The organism is Micromonospora sp. URMC 106 (assembly GCF_051386395.1).
Classification (GTDB): Bacteria; Actinomycetota; Actinomycetes; order Mycobacteriales; family Micromonosporaceae; genus Micromonospora.
The window spans coordinates 1-18,119 of the sequence record NZ_JBPQTP010000130.1 but is presented as its reverse complement, the minus strand read 5'-3'; the positions used below and the strand labels follow the sequence as shown (position 1 = coordinate 18,119).

The window sequence follows — 18,119 nt, the reverse complement described above, 5'->3', positions numbered from 1 at the left end:
CCCCGCCCAGGCCTCCTACCGGATGAGCGTCGACAACCTCGCCGACTGGATCGCCACCCGCGGCTACACCGCCTGACTCCGACCCAGCCGAACACCAACGACGACAAGGGCCGGCCCCCACAAGGGGCCGGCCCTTGTCGTCGTACCCGCCGCCGGCGCGGAGGCGCACGTGACCGCCCGGCGGGTCAGTCGAGCGGGGCGAGGAACTCCAGGCGGTTGCCGTGCACGTCGTACGTGTGGAAGCGGCGCATCCCGGGCAGCTCGCCGTCGCCCCAGGTGACCGGGTGGCCGGCGGCGGCCAGCCGGTCGGCGAGCGCGTCGAGGTCGGGCCGGAGCAGGCCGGGGTGGGCCTTGCGGGCGGGACGGAAGTCGTCCTCGACGCCCAGGTGCAGCTCGATCCCGTGCCCGGTGAACCAGCAGCCGCCACGGGCGGCCAGCGCCGCCGGCTTGGGCTTCTCGGTCATGCCGAGCACCCCGGCGTAGAAGGCGCGGGACGCGTCCTCGGAGCCGCGTGGGCTGGCGAGCAGGACGTGATGGATCATGGTGTACCTCCTCGTCCCGAACGATGGCACGAGGTTGCGGAGTTAGCAAGACGGACGTACGGTTTTGTTGACGACGAGAATCGGCGGTAAGTGTCCCCTAACCACGGCGGCACCCCGGCCGGTGCGACAGACTGCTCAGGACTACTCACGGTCGCTGGTGTGAAGGAGTACGACGTGGCGAGCCTCGACACCTTCGGTGCGAAGACCCAGCTACGCGTCGGAGACGCGAGCTACGAGATTTTCAAGATCAGCAAGGTGGAGGGCCACGAGCGGCTCCCCTACAGCCTGAAGATTCTCCTGGAGAACCTGCTCCGGACCGAGGACGGCGCGAACATCACCGCCGACCACATCCGGCAGCTCGGCGGCTGGGACCCCACCGCCGACCCGAGCGTGGAGATCCAGTTCACCCCGGCGCGGGTGCTCATGCAGGACTTCACCGGCGTGCCCTGCGTGGTCGACCTGGCCACCATGCGCGAGGCCGTGCGCGACCTCGGCGGCGACGCCAGCAAGGTCAACCCGCTCGCCCCGGCCGAGCTGGTCATCGACCACTCCGTCATCGCCGACCTGTTCGGCCGCGAGGACGCCTTCCAGCGCAACGTCGAGCTGGAGTACGAGCGCAACAAGGAGCGCTACCAGTTCCTGCGCTGGGGCCAGACCGCGTTCAACGAGTTCAAGGTCGTCCCGCCGGGCACCGGCATCGTGCACCAGGTCAACATTGAGTACCTGGCCCGCACGATCATGGAGCGCAACGGCCAGGCGTACCCGGACACCGTGGTCGGCACCGACTCGCACACCACGATGGTCAACGGCCTGGGAGTGCTCGGCTGGGGCGTCGGCGGCATCGAGGCCGAGGCCGCCATGCTCGGCCAGCCGGTCAGCATGCTGATCCCACGCGTGGTGGGCTTCAAGCTCTCCGGCGAGATGCCGGCCGGCACCACCGCCACCGACCTGGTGCTCACCATCACCGAGATGCTGCGCAAGCACGGCGTGGTCGGCAAGTTCGTCGAGTTCTACGGTCCCGGCGTGAGCGCCGTGCCGCTGGCCAACCGGGCCACCATCGGCAACATGTCGCCGGAGTACGGCTCCACCGTCGCGATCTTCCCGATCGACGCCGAGACCGTCCGCTACCTGGAGCTGACCGGCCGCGACCCGCAGCAGGTCGCGCTCGTCGAGGCGTACGCCAAGGAGCAGGGCCTCTGGCACGACCCGGACGCCGAGCCGGAGTACTCGGAGCGCCTGGAGCTCGACCTGAGCACGATCGAGCCGTCCCTGGCCGGCCCGAAGCGGCCGCAGGACCGGGTCCCGCTGGGCAACGCCAAGACGCTGTTCCGCTCGGCGCTGACCGACTACGTGGCCGCCGACGAGACCGGTGGCGACCGCTCCCGCAAGCCGGGCGTGCCACAGCTGGAGAAGCCGTTCGGGGCCGAGGGCCACGCCGACGAGGCCAGCGCCGAGTCCTTCCCGGCCAGCGACCCGCCGGCCAACGGGGTCAGCGACCCGGCCGACGCCCCGCGCGACCTGGAGACCGCGGCGGTGGGCTCCGGTGGCCGGGCCAGCAACCCGATCCGCGTCACCGGCGCGGACGGCGTCGAGTACGAGCTGGACCACGGCGCCGTGGTGATCGCGGCGATCACCTCCTGCACCAACACCTCCAACCCGCAGGTCATGATCGGCGCGGCGCTGCTGGCCCGCAACGCGGTGGACAAGGGCCTGACCCGCAAGCCGTGGGTGAAGACCACCCTGGCCCCGGGCTCCAAGGTCGTCATGGACTACTACGAGCGGGCCGGCCTCACGCCGTACCTGGACAAGCTCGGCTTCAACCTGGTCGGCTACGGCTGCACCACCTGCATCGGCAACTCCGGCCCGCTGCCGGAGGAGGTCTCCGCCGCGGTGAACGAGGCCGATCTGGCCGTCGTGTCGGTGCTCTCCGGCAACCGGAACTTCGAGGGCCGGATCAACCCGGACGTCAAGATGAACTACCTGGCGTCCCCGCCGCTGGTGGTGGCGTACGCGCTGGCCGGCACGATGGACATCGACCTGGCCAACGAGCCGCTCGGCGAGGACAGCGAGGGCAACCCGGTCTTCCTGCGCGACATCTGGCCGAACAGCGCCGAGATCCAGGACGTCATCGCCTCGACGATCGGCGCGACCGGCTTCAGCTCGGCGTACGCGGACGTCTTCGCCGGCGACGAGCGGTGGCAGTCGCTGCCCACCCCGACCGGCGACACGTTCGCCTGGGAGGGCGAGTCCACCTACGTCCGCAAGCCCCCGTACTTCGAGGGCATGGAGCGGGAGCCGAAGGCGGTCGCCGACATCACCGGCGCCCGGGTGCTGGCCAAGCTGGGCGACTCGGTGACCACCGACCACATCTCCCCGGCCGGCTCCATCAAGGCCGACTCCCCCGCCGGCAAGTACCTCGCCGAGCACGGCGTGCCGCGCCACGAGTTCAACTCGTACGGCTCCCGCCGGGGCAACCACGAGGTGATGATCCGGGGCACGTTCGCCAACATCCGGCTGCGGAATCAGCTGGTGCCGGGCGTCGAGGGTGGGTTCACGGTCAACCACCTGACCGGCGAGCAGACCTCGATCTACGACGCCTCGGTGGCCTACCAGGAGGCGGGCGTCCCGCTGGTCGTCCTGGCCGGCAAGGAGTACGGCTCCGGCTCGTCGCGGGACTGGGCGGCCAAGGGCACCATGCTGCTCGGCGTCCGGGCGGTCATCGCCGAGTCGTACGAGCGGATCCACCGCTCGAACCTGATCGGCATGGGCGTGCTCCCGCTGCAGTTCCCGGCCGGCGAGACCGCCGAGTCGCTGGGCCTGAGCGGCACGGAGACGTTCTCCATCACCGGGGTGACCGCGCTGAACGACGGCGAGACCCCGCGCACGGTGAAGGTCAGCACCGACACCGGCGTCGAGTTCGACGCGGTGGTCCGGATCGACACCCCGGGCGAGGCGGACTACTACCGCCACGGCGGCATCCTGCAGTACGTCCTGCGCCGCATGATCGCCAGCTGACGACAGGAACGAGGGGCCCCCTGCCACGCCGGCAGGGGGCCCCTCGCGTGTCCGCTCAGATGCGGCCGGTGCCCGCCGTCACCAGGGCGGGCACCTCCGCCGCCGGATCCAGGGTGTACGGGTAGTACGTGCCCGGCTCGACCACGGTGCCGTTCGTCTCCGGCACGCCGGAGTTGACGTACACGTCGTGGCGCTGCACGGCGCGGCCGGGCCCGCTGTCGGCGTAGCCGCTCGCCGAGTACAACGGGTGCGGCACGTCCCCGAAGTAGTTCCCTCCACCAGCACGCCGGCGTTTCTCCGTCGACGCGACGCCGTAGAGCGCGTTGCCGAGGAAGTAGTTGTTGTAGACGTGCACCGGCTCGCCGAAGCGGCCCGCCCGCGCCCCCGGTGGTGCCGTTCTGGCCGAGGGCGGGGACGCTGGCGAAGCCGTCCGCCGCCGCGAGGGCGTACCAGGATCTCGTCGGCGTCAGGCGGAACAGCGACGCGCGGGACGGCCGCGGCGGGGCGGTGGCGGCGTCCCGCCTACTCGGCCGCGGCCGCGCGACGACGGGCGTCGCGGGTCTTCATGGCGTGCTCCAACAGCGTGATGAGCACCTCCTTGCTCGACTCCCGCTGCCGGGCGTCGCAGAGCAGCACCGGCACCCCGGGATCGAGGTTCAGCGCCGCCTGCACCTCGTCGAGGCGGTACTGCCGGGCGCCCTCGAAGCAGTTCACCGCCACCACGAACGGCGTGCCGCGCCCCTCGAAGTAGTCGATGGAGGGGAAGCAGTCCGCCAGCCGCCGGGTGTCGGCGAGCACCACCGCGCCGATCGCGCCGAGCGCCAGCTCGTCCCAGACGAACCAGAAGCGGTCCTGCCCCGGGGTGCCGAAGAGGTAGAGCACCAGGTCGTCGCTGATGGTGATGCGGCCGAAGTCCATCGCCACCGTGGTGGTCGTCTTGCTCTCCACCCCGGAGAGGTCGTCGATGCCGACGCCGGACTCGGTCAACACCTCCTCGGTGCGCAACGGGCGCGTCTCGCTGACCGCGCCGACCATGGTGGTCTTGCCCACGCCGAAACCGCCCGCGACAAGGATCTTGATCGCGGTGGGCAGTGGCGTCGCTCCCGGCGGCCGCTCAGAGTGCCCGTAGTCCATTGATTACCGCCTCGAAAACGCTGTTGTCGGGAAGGCCGGCCGTGGTGCGCGGCTCGCGCACCTGCACCAGGCCGCGGGCCACCAGATCGCCGAGCAGGACCCGGATGGTGCCCACCGGGAGGTCCAGGTGGGCGGCGATCTCGGCGACGGACTGGATCCGCTGGCAGAGCCCGACGATCGCCAGGTGCTCCGGCCCCAGCCCGATCTCCGGGGTCACGTCCGCGCGGGTCGCCGTCACCAGGGAGATCAGGTCGAACGTGCCGGTGACCGGCCGGGCCCGGCCACGGGTCACCGCGTAGGGGCGCACCACCGGGCCGGCGTGGTCGTCGACCCACTGGTGCTCGGCGGACTCCCCCTGCACCGTCATCGCGGCTACTTCTCGCCGGCCGGCTGCTCGGTCCGCGACGGCGACGCGACGTACTTGCCGACGCGGGTGACCAGCATCGCCATCTCGTAGGCGATCAGGCCGACGTCGGCGTCCTCGCTGGCGAGCACGGCCAGGCAGGCGTTGCGCCCGGCCGCCGTGACGAACAGGAACGACGACTGCATCTCGATGATGGTCTGCTGCACCTGCCCGCCGCCGAAGCGCTTGCCCGCGCCCCGGGCCAGGCTCTGGATCCCGGCCGCCATCGCCGCCAGGTGCTCTCCGTCGTCCCGGCTCAGCCCCTGCGACGCGGCCATCAACAGGCCGTCCGTCGAGAGCGCGACCGCGTGCTCGGCCTGCTTCACCCGACCGACCAGATCGTCCAGCAACCACGTCAGGTCGGCACTCGAAGCCGTCTTCTGCCCCACTCGTCGTCCTCTTCTCCCCCGGCAGTTGTCGCCGTGCTCGTCTGGGTAACCGCCACGCCGCGGGGGTCACCCCGCAGCGCGGGCGGCGCCGGTCAGGTCGCTTGCTGGTCGCCGACGTCGGGTCCCTCGCCGGCCTCGGCTTCCTCGCCGCTCTCGGGCCGCCCTCCGCCGGCTCCGCCGAGCAACCGGGCGGCGTCGGTACGGCCGCGCCGGGTGCCCGTCTGGTAGGAGCTCATCATCCGGCGCACCTGCTCCGGCGGGCGTACCGTGTCGTCGTCGTGGTCGTCGGCCGCGGGCTCGTCGCGCAGCTCCGGCACGATGCTGGCCTGCCGGACGCGGACCGGCAGCCCGGAGCCGGTACGGGCCTGCTCCGGCCGGGCGGTTCGGGCGGGGCCGCTGCCCGCCGTGGCCCCGGTGCCCGCCTCCGCCGCACCGTCCGCCGGGGCGGCCTGTGCCGCCGCCGGCCCGGTGCCCGCCTCCGCCGGGGTCGCCGCGTCGGCCGCGGGCCGGCCGGCGGCCACCGGCAGGCCGGTCGGGAAGGTCGGGCCGTCCAGGGCCGGCTGGGCCGACGCCCCCCGGGTCCGGGTGGGCAACCGCTCCTCGGCCGGGGCGGTGGTCGGCAGGCCGCGGCCGCGCGTCCGGGTCGGCAGGGCGTCGGCGGCGTCCGGCGCCGACTGCGGTCGGGGCGCGGCCTGGGGTTCGGCCAGCGCCACCGGCGCCGGGACGGGCCGCTCGGCGGGGCCGGGCGCCGTCGCCCCCGGCGCGGGGGAACTCGGCGCCCCGGCCGGGAACCCGCCGGAGGTGCTCGGGTCCGCGTCGTCGGCGGTGACCAGGTCGGCCGGGATCAGCACGACGGCGGTCGTCCCGCCGTACGCCGACTCCCGAAGCTGCACCCGCACGCCGTGCCGCTCGGTCAGCCGGCTGACCACGTAGAGCCCCAGGCGGGAGGCGTTGGCCAGGTTCAGCTCGGACTGGTCCACGATGCGGTGGTTCGCGGCGGCCAGGTCCTCCTCGCTCATGCCCAGGCCGCGGTCCTCGATCTCGATGGCGAAGCCGTTGGCCACCATCTGCCCGCGCACCTCGACGGTGGTGTGCGGCGGCGAGAACGACAACCCGTTCTCGATCAGCTCGGCCAGCAGGTGGATGACGTCACCCACCGCACGCCCGGTCAGCGAGACCGGGCCGAGGGGCAGGACGTTGACCCGCGTGTAGTCCTCGACCTCGGCGACCGCGCCCCGGACCACGTCGACCATCGGCACGTTGCGCCGCCACGCCCGGCCGGGGGTGGAGCCGGAGAGCACGATCAGGTTCTCCGCGTTGCGCCGCATCCGGGTGGCCAGGTGGTCGACCCGGAACAGGTCCTCCAGCTCCTCGGCGTCGTGCTCGCGGCGCTCCATGGCGTCGAGCAGGGTGAGCTGGCGGTGCACCAGGGCCTGGGTGCGCCGGGCCAGGCTGAGGAAGACCTCGCGGACGTTGCGGCGCAGCTCGGCCTGCTCGACGGCGGTGCGGATCGCGGTCTCCTGCACGGCGTTGAACGCCTTGCCCACCTGGCCGATCTCGTCGTCGCCGAACTCCAGCGGGGGCGCCTCCTTGGCGACGTCGACCTCCTCGCCGTGGCCGAGCCGCTCGACCACGCCGGGCAGCCGCTCGTTGGCGAGCCGGAACGCCGCCTCGCGCAGCCGCTCCAGCTGCCGCAACAGCGCGCGGGCCGTCGTGACGGAGATGATGATCGAGGCGACGACGGCCAGCAGGCCCAGGCCGGTGGCCAGGACGAGGCGCAGGACCACCATCGCGGCCACGGTGGTCGCGCGGTCCACGAGGTCCTCGCCGCCCGCCACCACCGCGTCGTTCACTCCGGTCAGCGCCGGGTCGACCGTGCCGCGCCACTCGTCCCGGCTCAACGGCAGCTGCGTCACCGGCCGGCCGTCGCGGATGATGCTGTCCTGCACCGAACGCAGGCGCTTGAACGCGTCGCTCTCGACGAGCTGCTGGTAGCGCCGCTGGTCGGCGGCGGAGAGCTTCAACCTGGTCTCGTCGCCGAGGAAGCGCTCGGCGCCGACGAGGGCGGTGTACCGGGCGTACTCCGACCCGCTCATGCGGCCGCTGCCGAAGAGACCGCTGAGCAGCGCGTCCTGCTGCGAGATCAGCTCCCGCACCCGGTTGAGCTGGATGAGCGCCGCCGCCTCCGCCGCCAGCTCCTTGTCGTCCAGGCTGCCGGTGACCTCGTAGACCTGGAAGATCGACCCGATGGCCCGGGTGTAGGCGTCCGCCGCGGACACCCGGTCGACGCCGCGGGCGAGTACCGCGCTGCGGACCTGGGCCAGCGCCTCCAACTGCGCCACCGACTGGTCGAGGTGCCTGCCCAGCGTGTCGTTGCCCGCGACGTCGACCTGCCAGTGCCGCACGGAGGTGGTGAAGGCGCTCGTCAGCTCCGCCGTCGTGCGGTGCTCGGCCTCGAGCGCCGCCCGCTGCGCCGGACCCGGATCACTGAGGTACGCCTGGGTCAGGCGACGTTCGACCTGGAGTTCCTGCAGCAGCGGTTCGCTGGGGGCGTAGACCTTCGTGTTGAGCATCTGGACGCCGAGCAGGTTGAAGCCGTCCCGCAGGGTCACCCAGGCGGCGAACATCCAGAGCGCGACCAGGGAGAGCAGGAGAGCGACAACCTTCGTGCGGATACTCGTACCGCGAGAACGCATTGAACCGTCCCAGGCCGGCGTTGACTCAGGTCATCAACGGCAGATCGTAGAGATGCGGATGTCCCGCAAGGCGGGCGTGCGGGACAAAGGCAGTGCGTACGCTAGCAGTGCCCGCATGTTGCCTCAAGTTGCTGATTTCTGCCGTCCCGTCACGACATGCCCACCAGTGCGCCGGTTGTCGAGTCGGCGGTGTGCGACGTGGACGGCCGCGAGCACCGCCGCCCGGACGATCGTGGTCGGGCAGTAGAGCTCCTTGCCGTACCACAGTGGCGGATGCTCGCGCCGGCCGACGTGGGCCCGGAGGTAGGTGTGTCCCCGCAGGACGGCGACGGCCACCGCCGGCTCGTCCGACGGCACGGCCAGCAGGATCTGCAGGGCGTACGCGGTCTCCTCCGCAGTGCCCTCCCACCGGCCCCACGACCCGTCGTCGCGCTGGTTGGCCAGCACCCAGCGCACCGCCCGACCGACGGTTCCCGCCCGTTCGCCGTCCGAACCGGACTCGGCCAGCGCGAGTACGCAGCAGGCGGTGGCGTAGTACGGCGAGGCGTGCCACCGGTCGTGCCAGCTGCCGTCGGCCTCCTGCCGCTCCCGGAGCACCCGGGCCAGCCGGTCGACGGCCCTCCGGTAGCGGGCGCCGGCGCCCGGGTCGCGCTCGACGTGCTGCCCGAGGGCGTCGAGCACGTGCGCGTTGGTGGTGACCGAGAAGCCGTCCTCCCCCGGCCAGGTGCAGAAGCCCTCCGCCGTCTCGTACGCCCACAGGCTCGTCGGCTCGATCGGACGCCCCAGGCGCCCGAGCGCGTACAGGGTCACGGCCGTGGTGTCCGCGTCGGTCGGCAGGCCCGCTCCGGTGGCGACACCGGCGGGACCGACGGCGTCGGTGAGGCTGGCGAGGACGGACTTCGGTGGCCGCACCGCGATGCCGGCGCGGGACAGTCCGCCGAGGGCCCAGGCGCGTTCGAAGACGGTGATCGGCATGGGGCACGGCACCAACCCGTCGCCCTCGCCGATCACCCGCTCCAGGAACGCGCGGGCCCCCCGCCCGTCGGCGTCCGGACCGGCGGCGGCGAGCCACGCGGCGGTCGCCGCCGGCGAGGCCCCGACCGCGGTCGGCTCGGCCGCGCGGGACCGCGGCGACCGCTGCGCCGGCCCGTGCAGCAGCTCGCCGAAGTGCGCCAGTTTCGGAGGCAGCTCCGCGCCCGCGGCGTGCGCCGCCCGGACGGCGGTCAACCGGCGACGGTCCGTCCCGGTGGGCAGGCTCAACGGGTGCGGGGCCGACAGCGCGGCGTCCGGCCCGGACGTCCGCGCGTTGATCGAGTCCACCAGGGCCGGCACGATGAGGTCGGCGGCGGGCGTGTCCGGCACCGCGGAGTTCGCCGCCAGCAGGACGGACAGGGCGCGCAGTCCGCGCCCGGCCGCGTCGGCCAGGGCCGGGCGCTCGGGCGCCGGCAGGCTCTCGTCCGTCGACGCCGCCAGCAGCGCGTCCGTGGCGCTCAACGTCGGCACCAGCGCGTAGCCCTCCGGGGGCCCCCACGCGCCGTCGGCGCGCTGGGTCCGGACGAGGAACGCGACCCGCTCCGCGTGCCCGGCGAGCCGGGGCGCGACGACCACCAACCGGCCGGTCTCGTAGACGGAGGGAGCCACCTCCCCCCACGGGCGCAGCGCCATGGTGGCGAGGAGTTCCCGGGCCAGGTCGGCGCAGCCGTCGGGACCGCGGCCGGCGCGCTGTGCCGGCGCCGTGGCCGCCCGGGATCCGCCGTCACTCATCGCGCCCCCCAGAAGTCCGAGACCTGGTAGAAGCCGGCGGTGAAGGAGATCTGCCGGCGCATGTAGTCGGCCTGCCGGGGATCGCGCTCGGCCAGCAGGTCGAGCAGCCCCTGGCAGCGCCGCGTGAGCTGGGTCAACCGGTCGCGCACGAGGGCCGGGTCCGGCACCAGCATGAGCGCGTTGAGGTCTCCCCACTCGACGTCCCGCTCGTGCGTGGCCAGGTCGTTGACCAGGCGCAGCACCCGCTGCACCTCGCGGCCCACCGTCAGCAGCTCGTCCAGGTGCCGTAGGCACTCCCCGTCGCCGGTGGCGATCCAGTGCGTGGCGTTGACGAAGGAACAGGCCAGGTTGTCGGCGTTGTCGAGGTAGCGGTCGAGGGTGGGCAGGGACCCGTCCGGTGCGCGCGACGCGTTCTTCCAGTCCCACTCCCGAGCCACCGCGGCGAACATCCGCGCCAGCTCGTCGCGCCACACCGGGCGGAACCGGTCGAACGCCGGCACGGTCGCCAGATCGTCGCGGATGTCGGCCAGCAGCCGGGCCAGGTGCCGCCCCGCCGGCGGGTCGGCGCCGTCGGCGACCGCCAGGCACTGCGCCACCACCGCCCGCACGTCGTCGGCGGATGTCGCGAGGTAGTCGACCTGCCAGTCGGCCGCGAAGACCCAGAGCAGCGTACGGGTGGTGATGCGCAGCTCGGCGGCGCTGTGCCAGGGAGCGGTGAAGGCGATGGCGTTGGCGACGGAACCGAGCAGCGCGGAATCGAACGTGGCGGCGGAAAAGAGGCCGGGATGCGCGGCGGTGACCTCTTGCAGGTCGCGCACGCCCCGGGTGGCCAGGGCGCAGATCCTGCCCTGCTCGGCCACGTCGGCGTGGCCGTCCCGTGGCGGCGCGTCGGTTGTGCTCACGGGGCGACCGGTCGCTGCACCGGCGACAGGGTCACCCGCAGCCGTTGCCGGGGCGAGAGCGAGGCGCCCATCCGGGGGGTCAGGTCGGCCGGCTCGGTGGGTCGGAACCGGAAGCGGCTCAGCAGCGTGCTCACGATGAGCTGCGCCTCCAGGAGGAACAGGTACTGCCCGAGACACTGGTGGGGGCCGCCGCCGAAGGGAAAGTAGGAGTAGCGGTAGCGGCGTCGGGGCTTCTCCGGCGAGAAGCGTTCGGGATCGAACCGCTCCGGGTCGTCCCAGAACATCGGCATCCGCTGGGTCACGTACGGGCTGACCAGCACCGTCGCGCCCGCCTTGACCCGCACCCCGCCCAGCACGTCGGCGGCGACCGCCGTGCGGGGGACCATCCAACCGGCGGGATAGAGCCGCAGCATCTCGTCCAGCACCATGCGCCCGTACCGCAGCTCGCCGAGGTGCTCGCGCCGCACCCGGCCGCCGCCGACCACCCGGTCCACTTCGGCGTAGAGCCGGGCCGCGACCTCCGGTTGGGTCTCCAGCACCGGCCAGAGCCAGGACAGCAGCGCGATGGTGGTCTCGGTGGCGGTGGAGAACATGGCCACGACATCGCCGCGGATCTGGTACTCGTCCGGCTGCCGGCCGTCCGGGCGGGGCCGGCAGAGGGTGGAGATGATGTCGTCGCCGTCGCCCGGCCGGGCCCGCGCCGCACGGATGATCGGCAGCACCACGTCGTCGATGGTCCGCACGGCGGACCGGAACGCGCGGTCGCCTGGCATGGGCACCGAGTAGGGCACGAAGGGCACCAGCAGGCGGGGAAGCATGGCGGTGGTGACGGTGTCCAGCGCGGCGCTGATCCGCTCCGCGTCCGGCACGGAGATCCGGTCGGCGAAGAGTACCCGCATGGTGGCGCGCAGGACGATCCGGGTCAGCTCGGCGGCCGTGTCGATCGGCCGCCCCTGCCGGGCGGGCTCGTCCCACTCGTCGACCGCCTCGCTGATCGCCTCGGCCATCCGGTCCACCAGCGTTTCGGCCCGCTTCGCGGTGAACAGCGGTTGCAGGGCGCCGCGGCTGGACTCCCACACCTCGCCCTCGGCGACCAGGATGGCTTCCCCGACGACCCGCCGGACCGGACGCCACAGCAGCCCCCGACCGTCCCGGATGTAGTTGTCCGCGCGGTCGCGCAGCACGTACTGCAGGTGTTCGGGGTGGCTGACCAGGTACGGGCGGAACGATCCGAGGTTGAGCCGGACGACGTCCCCACCGGAGTCCTCGGCGAAGCCGACCAGCGCGCCGAGGGGGTCCCGGATCAGGGCGGGCAGCGCTCGCCGCAGCGGGATGGTGCGCGGGTTCGCGGGGAGGGGGGCGCCGTGGCCGTCACGCAGGCTTGACATCGCGTACCACGTCTCCTCGTCGTGTCGACGGTGACCCATCGAAGGGTCCACATGGAACTTCCACCGTCTGGGTGCCGAGAGCATCTCACCAATGAGGGGGCAGCTCCAGTGTTTGTGCTGCGAAATGTCCCACTGTCACACAATGGATGGTGGTCGACGAGGCAGCTCCGAGAGGTAGCGCCGCTCGGCGGCCACCTCCCGATAGCCGAACCACTCGTTGACCGCGCGCATGGCGTCGTTGCCGGCGTCGTTGACCGTGAACGCCCACCGGTGGCCGGCCGACCGGGCCGACCGCAGCGAGGCGTGCTTGACCAGCCGGGCCAGGCCCCGGCCCCGCCACCCGCTCCGGGTGCCGGTCATCCCCGACAGGTAACGGCTCCCGCCGTCGGTCAGCGCGACACTGAAGGCGACCACCGCCCCGCCCGCCACCGCCACCGTGGTGAGCCGCCGGTCCAGGTCCGGCCGGTCCCAGTACGCGGCCCGCCAGTCGGCATAGCTGATCTCGTCCATCCCGACGTCGCCCGGCTCGTCGGCGGCGGCGTCCAGGTCCGCCTCGTACAGCGGGCGCGGGTCGGGCAGGTCGGCGGCCGTGGTCAGCCGCACCCCGGGCGGCGGCGCGGGCGGCGCCGGCAACTCCGCCGCCAGGTCCAGGCGGAGGATCCGGTTGCGCCGGCCGGGCCGGTAGCCGCGCCGCTCGGCGAAGGAGACGGCCGCCGGCTCGTCGGCCACCCGCGCGTACGCCCGGCGCACGCCGAGCCCCGCGAGCCGCTCCTCGGCGGCGGCGAGCAACGCCGACCCGACGCCCCGCCCCCGCCGCTCGGGGCGCACGACCAGGTTGACGAAGCCGAGCCCCGGCTCGGCGCTCTCGTGCAGCAGCCCCGTGCGGGCCACGCCGGCGATGCCGTCGTCCGCCTCGGCGACCAGCATTCCGAAGCGCTCCGCCGGCTTGCCGGTCGCCTGCCAGGCGAGCAGCTCGGGCGTGACGACCAGGTGGGGCTCGGCGGCGCGGAGCAGTTCGGCGGCCGGCGCCGCATCGCGCGGCCCGGCGGCCCGGACGGAGGGGACCATGGCTGGGCAACCTACCCCAGCGGCCGGCGCGGCGGGGGGCGGCCGGCGGTGGATTCCGGGCGCGCCCGCACGGCCTGTGTCAGGCTCAGGTCATGGACGACAAGACCATCCTGAACCGGATCTCCGAGCTGGTCGACGAGGAACACCGGCTGCGCGCCGACGCGCAGGCCAACGAGTCGGGCACCGACGACGACGCCCGCAACCGGCTGCGCGAGCTGGAGGAGTCCCTCGACCAGTGCTGGGACCTGCTGCGCCGGCGCAGGGCGGCCCGGCAGACCCACGGCGACCCGGACGCCCAGGGGATGCGCCCCAAGCCCGAGGTCGAGCGCTACCTGCAGTGAGCCGGCCCCGGGCGGCCGGTGCCGGCCGCCCGGGGCACCGGTCAGCGGATCCCCGCCTCCCGCAGCAGCAGCGCGGTCAGCGCGGCCGGGTCGACTGCCTCCGCCGGCAGCCCTCGGGCCGCGAACCAGGTCGCGACCACCCGGACGTCGCGGGCCAGGAACTCCGGCCCCTGCGGGTTGGCCACCACGTCGACCACCTGCGGCAGGTCGATCAGCACCAGCCGCCCCGCGTGCACCAGGAGGTTGTACGGCGACAGGTCGCCGTGCGCGAGGCCGGCGCGGGCGAGCACCAGCAGGGCGTCGACCATCTGGTCCCACAGGCCGCGCAGCTCGCCGGCCTCGGGGCGCAGCTGGGCCAGCCGGGGCGCGGCCGTCCCCTCGGCCGGATCCCCGAGGAACTCCAGCATCAGCTCGGTGCCGCGCAGCTGCACCGGATAGGGGACGGAGATCGTGCCGTACCGGGCGCCGATCTCCCAGAGCCGGGCCAACGCGGCGAACTCGGCCGCCGCCCACTGCCCGGCGATCATCTGCCGGCCGAACGCGGTGCGCCCGGCCATCGCCCGGTTCTCGCGGGACCGGCGGACCCGACGCCCCTCCAGGTAGCCGGCGTCGCGGTGGAAGAGCCGGTGCTGGGCGTCCCGGTAGCGCTTGACCGCCAGCAGGCAGGACCGGTCGGTGCCGGGCACGGCGCGGCGCACCAGGTGGACGTCCGCCTCCTTGCCGGTCTTGAGCACACCGAGTTCGGTGTCCTTCGCCGCCAGCTCGGTGACCAGCCAGTCCGGGTGGGGTTGCGGGCCGTGCACGGCGTCGTCCCAGGAGGACCAGCGCTCCCCGGTGTCGGGGTCCGGCTCGGCGTCGGGGTCGGCGGGGGCGGGCTCGGCGGCCCGGCCCCGCTTCAGGAAGAGCTGCTCGTCGTCGTCGAAGCGGCGCTTGCCGCGGGTACGGCGCTCCCGCGCCGGAAGGTCGTGATCGCGCACTGCGGTGGTGATCCCTTGCTCGAGGCTGGTTGAGGCAGGTGGAAGTGACCTGCGAAGACGGCCATGACCGACCCCCTCTCCTCGACCGGACGCACGCCCGGGTGCACGATGCGCCGACCATGCTCGCGGCCGGGCGTCAGCCGGGTCAACCGAATTACGCGCGCCGGCCGGTCAGTCGCCGAGCACCACCGCGACGGCGGCGATCAGACCGTCCACGGTGCGGGTCGGCGCGAACCGGCTGTCGGTCCAGGTTCGGCCCCGGTGCAGCCAGACGCTGGGCAGCCCGACGGCGGCGGCGCCGCCGATGTCCGCCTCCGGCCCGTCACCGACCACCCAGGCGCCGCGCAGCGGCAGCCGCACCCGCCGGGCGGCCAGCGCGAAGATCCTCGGGTTGGGCTTGCTGACGCCGGCCTCCTCGGAGATCACCCAGTCGGCGACGTAGCGGTCCAACCCGGTACGCCGGATCTTGGCCTCCTGCTGCCGGACCGCGCCGTTGCTGACCACCACGGGCGTCCAGCCGGCCTCGCCGGCGATCCGCAGCGCGCAGGCGGCCAGCGGATCGAGGCGGGTGTTGGCGACCACGCCGTCGTGCAGCTCCTCGACCAGGTCGATGGACGGGATCCGCAGCCCGTACCGGTCCCGGATGGCGTCGGCCACGTCCCACCGGTCGGTCAGCCCGTCCGCGTCGACGGAGAGCAGCCAGTCGATGTCGGTGGCCGGTGCGCCGATGCCGTCCAGGAAACGTTCCGCCCAGGCGCGGAAGGGGCCGGCCCGGTCGAGCAGGGTGTTGTCCAGGTCCAGCAGGAGCAACGGCACTCGGGCACCCTACGGGACCGCGGTGTCCCGCCGACAGGGTCGCGGCGTCGCGCGTGCGTCAGGCCGACATCGACGACCGGGCCAGCCCCTGGTCGGGAAGGCGGTCGAGCAGCATGGAATGGGCCGCCCGGGTGGCCGCGAGGGCCTCGGGCGCGAGCGCGGCGACCAGCACGGCCTCGCCGGTGTCCGCGCCCCGCGCCAGCGGCCGGCCCTCGGGGTCGTAGACCGCGGCGCCGCCGTTGAACCGCCACGGGTCGGCGCCGCCGACGGCGTTGGCGAACACCACGTACATGGTGTTGTCCAGGGCGCGGGCGGCGTAGTAGAGGTCGCGGCGGTGCTCGGAGCCGGCCAGGTAGCCGCTCGGGCAGAGGTAGCCGTGGGCCCCGTCGGCGGCGGCGGCCCGGCCGTGCTCGGGGAAGCAGCCGTCGTAGCAGATGCCGAGCCCCAACCGCCAGTCGTCGACCAGCAGGGTGGCGCCCCGGTCGCCGGCGACGAACAGCTCCCGCTCGCCGCTCCAGAGCTGCTGCTTGTCGTACCCGACGCGGACCGCCCCGGCCGGGTCGACCACGAGCGAGGAAATGGTCCGCCGGCCGTCCGGGTGCCGGACCGCCGCGCCGACCACCACGGCGCCGCCACCGTCGCGGGCGGCCTCGCGCAGCGGGTCCAGCCGCGGGTCGTCGACCGCCGCCGCGGCGTCGGCCGCGACGTCGGTGCCGGCCGGGTCGGCCGCCAGCGTCGGCGGATGGTACGCCGGCAGGAAGAGTTCCGGCAGCACGGTGACCCGGGCACCCCGCTCCGTCGCCCGGCGGACCAGCCGGGCGGCGCTCGCCGCGTTGCCGGCGACGTCCCCGGGGACGGGCTCGGCCTGCACGGTCGCGACGGTCAGCGGGCCGGCGGGGACCGCGACGGCGGCGGGGGGTGGCGTCACGGGCCGATCCTACCGGGACCGTCCCGCCAGATGATCATTCGTTCGGCGCAACCCAAGCCGTACGTACGGTTTGCGTGGCCAGGGGCGACCTGACACGATCGACCCGTGCCCAGAGTAAGTCAGGACCAGCTCGACGCGCGCCGGCAGGAGATCCTCGCCGCCGCACGGTCGTGTTTCGCGCGGCACGGTTACGAGGGCGCCACCGTGCGGCGGCTCGAGGAGGCCACCCGGCTGTCCCGGGGTGCGATCTTCCACCACTTCCGCGACAAGGACTCGCTCTTCCTGGCCGTCGCCGAGGACGACGCCGCCGCCATGGTGGAGACGGTCGCCCGCAACGGCCTGGTCCAGGTGATGCGGGACCTGCTGGCCGGGGCGGTCTCCCCCGACACCACCGGCTGGCTCGGCAGCCAACTGGAGGTCTCCCGGCGGCTGCGCACCGACCCGGCGTTCGCGAAGCGGTGGGCGGAGCGGTCCGCGGCGATCGCCGCGGCGACCCGCGAGCGGCTGGCCCGGCAGCGGGAGGCGGGCGTGCTCCGCGAGGACGTGCCGATCGACGTGCTGGCCCAGTTCCTCGAACTCGCCTACGACGGCCTGGTGCTGCACCTGGCGATGGGACGCCCCGCCGGCGACCTCGGCCCGGTGCTCGACCTGGTCGAGGAGGCGGTCCGCCGCCGCTGACCGGCCGGCCCCGCCGCACGCGCCCGCGCGTCCGGCACCCCCGTTCGTATCGGTCCGGTAACTCGCCCCCGGCGGTGGGTCGGCCCTGGCGGGACTGCTCCACAATGAGGCCGCGATCCCCTCGCTCGACAGGAGCAGCAGATGACTGTCCTCGCCGCACCGGGTGACACCTGGGGCATCTCCGGCCCCCTCTTCCTCCGGGTCTACCTCCTCGCCGCCGCCGTGGTCGTCGTGGGGTCGATCGTCCACCGGGTCCGCGTCCTCGCCGGTCCGCCGGCCGGCGACGTCGGTCAGCTCGGCCCGCAACAGGTCGCGTACCTCAACGGCGGGGAGCAGCTGGCGATCTGGGCCTCGCTCGGCGGGCTGCGGGGCAGCGGGGCGATCGGCGTACGGCCGGACCGGCGGCTGACCACCGGCGGCCCGCTGCCCGCCGGGACCACGCCGCTGGACCAGGCGATCCACCTCGCCGCCGGTCGGAACGCCGCCACCCGGGAGCTGCGCCGCGACGAGTGGGTACGCCGCGCGCTCGACCAGCTCCGGACCGGCCTGGAGCAGCGCGGGCTGGCGCTCGCGCCGGCCCGCCGGGCGGCGCTGCGCCGCGGCCCGTTCCTGCTCTCCGCCCTGCTGCTGCTCGGCTTCTTCCGGATCTTCGCGGGGCTGGAGAACGACCGTCCGGTGGGCTGGCTCGTGCTGGGCCAGCTCCCGCTGATCGTGGCGGCCGTCCTGCTGTACCGGGTGCCCTGGCGGACCCGCGCCGCCACCCGGGCACTGCGCGCCCTGCGGCAGCAGCACACCTACCTCGCCCCCGCGTCCGCCCCCGCCTACGCCACCTACGGCCCGGCGGGCGCCGCGATGGGCGTCGCCCTGTTCGGTACCGCGTCGCTGTGGGCGATGGACCCCGGCTTCGCCGAGCAGGCCGAGATCCAGCGGCAGGCGGCGAGCGCCGGCGGCTCCTCCGGCGGCGGCAGCTCGTGCAGCGGTGGCAGCTCCTGCGGCGGCGGTGGCGTACACGTTGGCGACGTCGAGCAGCAGGAACGCGCCGGTGCGGTCCAGGATCTCGGTCAGGAAGTCGGCCTCG

Annotated in this window: 16 protein-coding genes and 2 pseudogenes; 4 read left to right on the top strand and 14 right to left on the bottom strand. The window is 73.9% G+C overall.

Annotation, left to right across the window (positions count from 1 at the left end; all coding sequences use genetic code 11):
- Positions 1-185: 185 nt before the first annotated feature.
- On the bottom strand, positions 186-542 hold the full coding sequence (locus tag ACSNOB_RS28080) for a glyoxalase (RefSeq protein ID WP_436689920.1): 357 nt from the start codon (positions 540-542) through the stop codon (positions 186-188).
- 159 nt (positions 543-701) lie between these two features.
- On the opposite strand from ACSNOB_RS28080, the gene ACSNOB_RS28075 reads away from it, so the two are divergent.
- Positions 702-3,557 carry an aconitate hydratase gene (locus ACSNOB_RS28075; RefSeq protein ID WP_393103856.1) on the top strand — a complete coding sequence of 952 codons (2,856 nt, stop codon included), beginning with the start codon at positions 702-704 and terminating at the stop codon, positions 3,555-3,557.
- A gap of 55 nt (positions 3,558-3,612) precedes the next feature.
- Here the strand turns inward: ACSNOB_RS28075 and ACSNOB_RS28070 are convergent, their stop codons facing one another.
- From ACSNOB_RS28070 to ACSNOB_RS28030, 9 genes are all read right to left on the bottom strand, one after another.
- On the bottom strand, positions 3,613-3,912 hold the full coding sequence (locus tag ACSNOB_RS28070) for a hypothetical protein (RefSeq protein WP_436689918.1): 300 nt from the start codon (positions 3,910-3,912) through the stop codon (positions 3,613-3,615).
- A gap of 167 nt (positions 3,913-4,079) precedes the next feature.
- The gene (locus tag ACSNOB_RS28065) at positions 4,080-4,691 is read right to left on the bottom strand and encodes a GTP-binding protein (RefSeq protein WP_436689916.1); all 612 of its coding nucleotides are present in this window, start codon (positions 4,689-4,691) and stop codon (positions 4,080-4,082) included.
- Positions 4,672-5,058 carry a DUF742 domain-containing protein gene (locus tag ACSNOB_RS28060; RefSeq protein ID WP_393103850.1) on the bottom strand — a complete coding sequence of 129 codons (387 nt, stop codon included), beginning with the start codon at positions 5,056-5,058 and terminating at the stop codon, positions 4,672-4,674. The genes ACSNOB_RS28065 and ACSNOB_RS28060 overlap by 20 nt, the downstream gene beginning before the upstream one ends.
- 5 nt (positions 5,059-5,063) lie before the next feature.
- The gene (locus tag ACSNOB_RS28055) at positions 5,064-5,483 is read right to left on the bottom strand and encodes a roadblock/LC7 domain-containing protein (protein ID WP_393103848.1); all 420 of its coding nucleotides are present in this window, start codon (positions 5,481-5,483) and stop codon (positions 5,064-5,066) included.
- 92 nt (positions 5,484-5,575) lie between these two features.
- The gene (locus ACSNOB_RS28050) at positions 5,576-8,179 is read right to left on the bottom strand and encodes a nitrate- and nitrite sensing domain-containing protein (protein WP_436689914.1); all 2,604 of its coding nucleotides are present in this window, start codon (positions 8,177-8,179) and stop codon (positions 5,576-5,578) included.
- Positions 8,180-8,302: 123 nt separating this feature from the next.
- Positions 8,303-9,943, bottom strand: a complete 1,641-nt coding sequence (locus ACSNOB_RS28045; RefSeq protein ID WP_436689912.1) for a prenyltransferase — start codon at positions 9,941-9,943, stop codon at positions 8,303-8,305.
- A complete protein-coding gene (locus tag ACSNOB_RS28040; protein ID WP_436689910.1) occupies positions 9,940-10,845 on the bottom strand; it encodes a terpene synthase family protein in 906 nt (301 codons plus the stop codon). The genes ACSNOB_RS28045 and ACSNOB_RS28040 overlap by 4 nt, the downstream gene beginning before the upstream one ends.
- Positions 10,842-12,179 (bottom strand): cytochrome P450, encoded by a 1,338-nt coding sequence (locus ACSNOB_RS28035; protein ID WP_393104160.1) that lies wholly within the window; start codon positions 12,177-12,179, stop codon positions 10,842-10,844. The genes ACSNOB_RS28040 and ACSNOB_RS28035 overlap by 4 nt, the downstream gene beginning before the upstream one ends.
- 189 nt (positions 12,180-12,368) lie before the next feature.
- Entirely contained in the window at positions 12,369-13,301 is a 933-nt protein-coding gene (locus ACSNOB_RS28030) for a GNAT family N-acetyltransferase (RefSeq protein ID WP_436689908.1), read from the bottom strand.
- 92 nt (positions 13,302-13,393) lie between these two features.
- On the opposite strand from ACSNOB_RS28030, the gene ACSNOB_RS28025 reads away from it, so the two are divergent.
- On the top strand, positions 13,394-13,642 hold the full coding sequence (locus tag ACSNOB_RS28025) for a DUF2630 family protein (protein ID WP_393268845.1): 249 nt from the start codon (positions 13,394-13,396) through the stop codon (positions 13,640-13,642).
- Between the two features lie 41 nt (positions 13,643-13,683).
- Here the strand turns inward: ACSNOB_RS28025 and ACSNOB_RS28020 are convergent, their stop codons facing one another.
- From ACSNOB_RS28020 to ACSNOB_RS28010, 3 genes are all read right to left on the bottom strand, one after another.
- Positions 13,684-14,619: a serine protein kinase RIO gene (locus ACSNOB_RS28020; RefSeq protein ID WP_393103839.1), complete on the bottom strand. Its 936-nt coding sequence runs from the start codon at positions 14,617-14,619 to the stop codon at positions 13,684-13,686.
- Between the two features lie 171 nt (positions 14,620-14,790).
- Positions 14,791-15,435, bottom strand: a complete 645-nt coding sequence (locus ACSNOB_RS28015; protein WP_436689905.1) for an HAD family hydrolase — start codon at positions 15,433-15,435, stop codon at positions 14,791-14,793.
- A 58-nt stretch (positions 15,436-15,493) separates the two neighbouring features.
- Complete coding sequence (locus tag ACSNOB_RS28010; RefSeq protein ID WP_436689903.1) at positions 15,494-16,363, bottom strand: carbon-nitrogen hydrolase family protein; 870 nt, start codon at positions 16,361-16,363, stop codon at positions 15,494-15,496.
- A 105-nt stretch (positions 16,364-16,468) separates the two neighbouring features.
- On the opposite strand from ACSNOB_RS28010, the gene ACSNOB_RS28005 reads away from it, so the two are divergent.
- Both ACSNOB_RS28005 and ACSNOB_RS28000 read left to right on the top strand, forming a co-directional pair.
- Positions 16,469-17,041 (top strand): TetR/AcrR family transcriptional regulator, encoded by a 573-nt coding sequence (locus tag ACSNOB_RS28005; RefSeq protein WP_436689901.1) that lies wholly within the window; start codon positions 16,469-16,471, stop codon positions 17,039-17,041.
- 141 nt (positions 17,042-17,182) lie between these two features.
- Positions 17,183-18,046: pseudogene (locus ACSNOB_RS28000) on the top strand (TIGR04222 domain-containing membrane protein); the annotation flags it as partial.
- Here the strand turns inward: ACSNOB_RS28000 and ACSNOB_RS27995 are convergent.
- Positions 18,038-18,119, bottom strand: a pseudogene (locus ACSNOB_RS27995) (multinuclear nonheme iron-dependent oxidase); the annotation flags it as partial. The pseudogenes ACSNOB_RS28000 and ACSNOB_RS27995 overlap by 9 nt on opposite strands.

Excerpts from the sequence above, each read along its gene's own strand:
- ACSNOB_RS28080 (WP_436689920.1), bottom strand. The coding sequence starts at position 542 with ATGATCCATCACGTCCTGCTCGCCAGCCCACGCGGCTCCGAGGACGCG.
- ACSNOB_RS28065 (WP_436689916.1), bottom strand. The coding sequence starts at position 4,691 with ATGGACTACGGGCACTCTGAGCGGCCGCCGGGAGCGACGCCACTGCCC.
- ACSNOB_RS28060 (WP_393103850.1), bottom strand. The coding sequence starts at position 5,058 with ATGACGGTGCAGGGGGAGTCCGCCGAGCACCAGTGGGTCGACGACCAC.
- ACSNOB_RS28050 (WP_436689914.1), bottom strand. The coding sequence starts at position 8,179 with ATGCGTTCTCGCGGTACGAGTATCCGCACGAAGGTTGTCGCTCTCCTG.
- ACSNOB_RS28045 (WP_436689912.1), bottom strand. The coding sequence starts at position 9,943 with ATGAGTGACGGCGGATCCCGGGCGGCCACGGCGCCGGCACAGCGCGCC.
- ACSNOB_RS28030 (WP_436689908.1), bottom strand. The coding sequence starts at position 13,301 with ATGGTCCCCTCCGTCCGGGCCGCCGGGCCGCGCGATGCGGCGCCGGCC.
- ACSNOB_RS28025 (WP_393268845.1), top strand. The coding sequence starts at position 13,394 with ATGGACGACAAGACCATCCTGAACCGGATCTCCGAGCTGGTCGACGAG.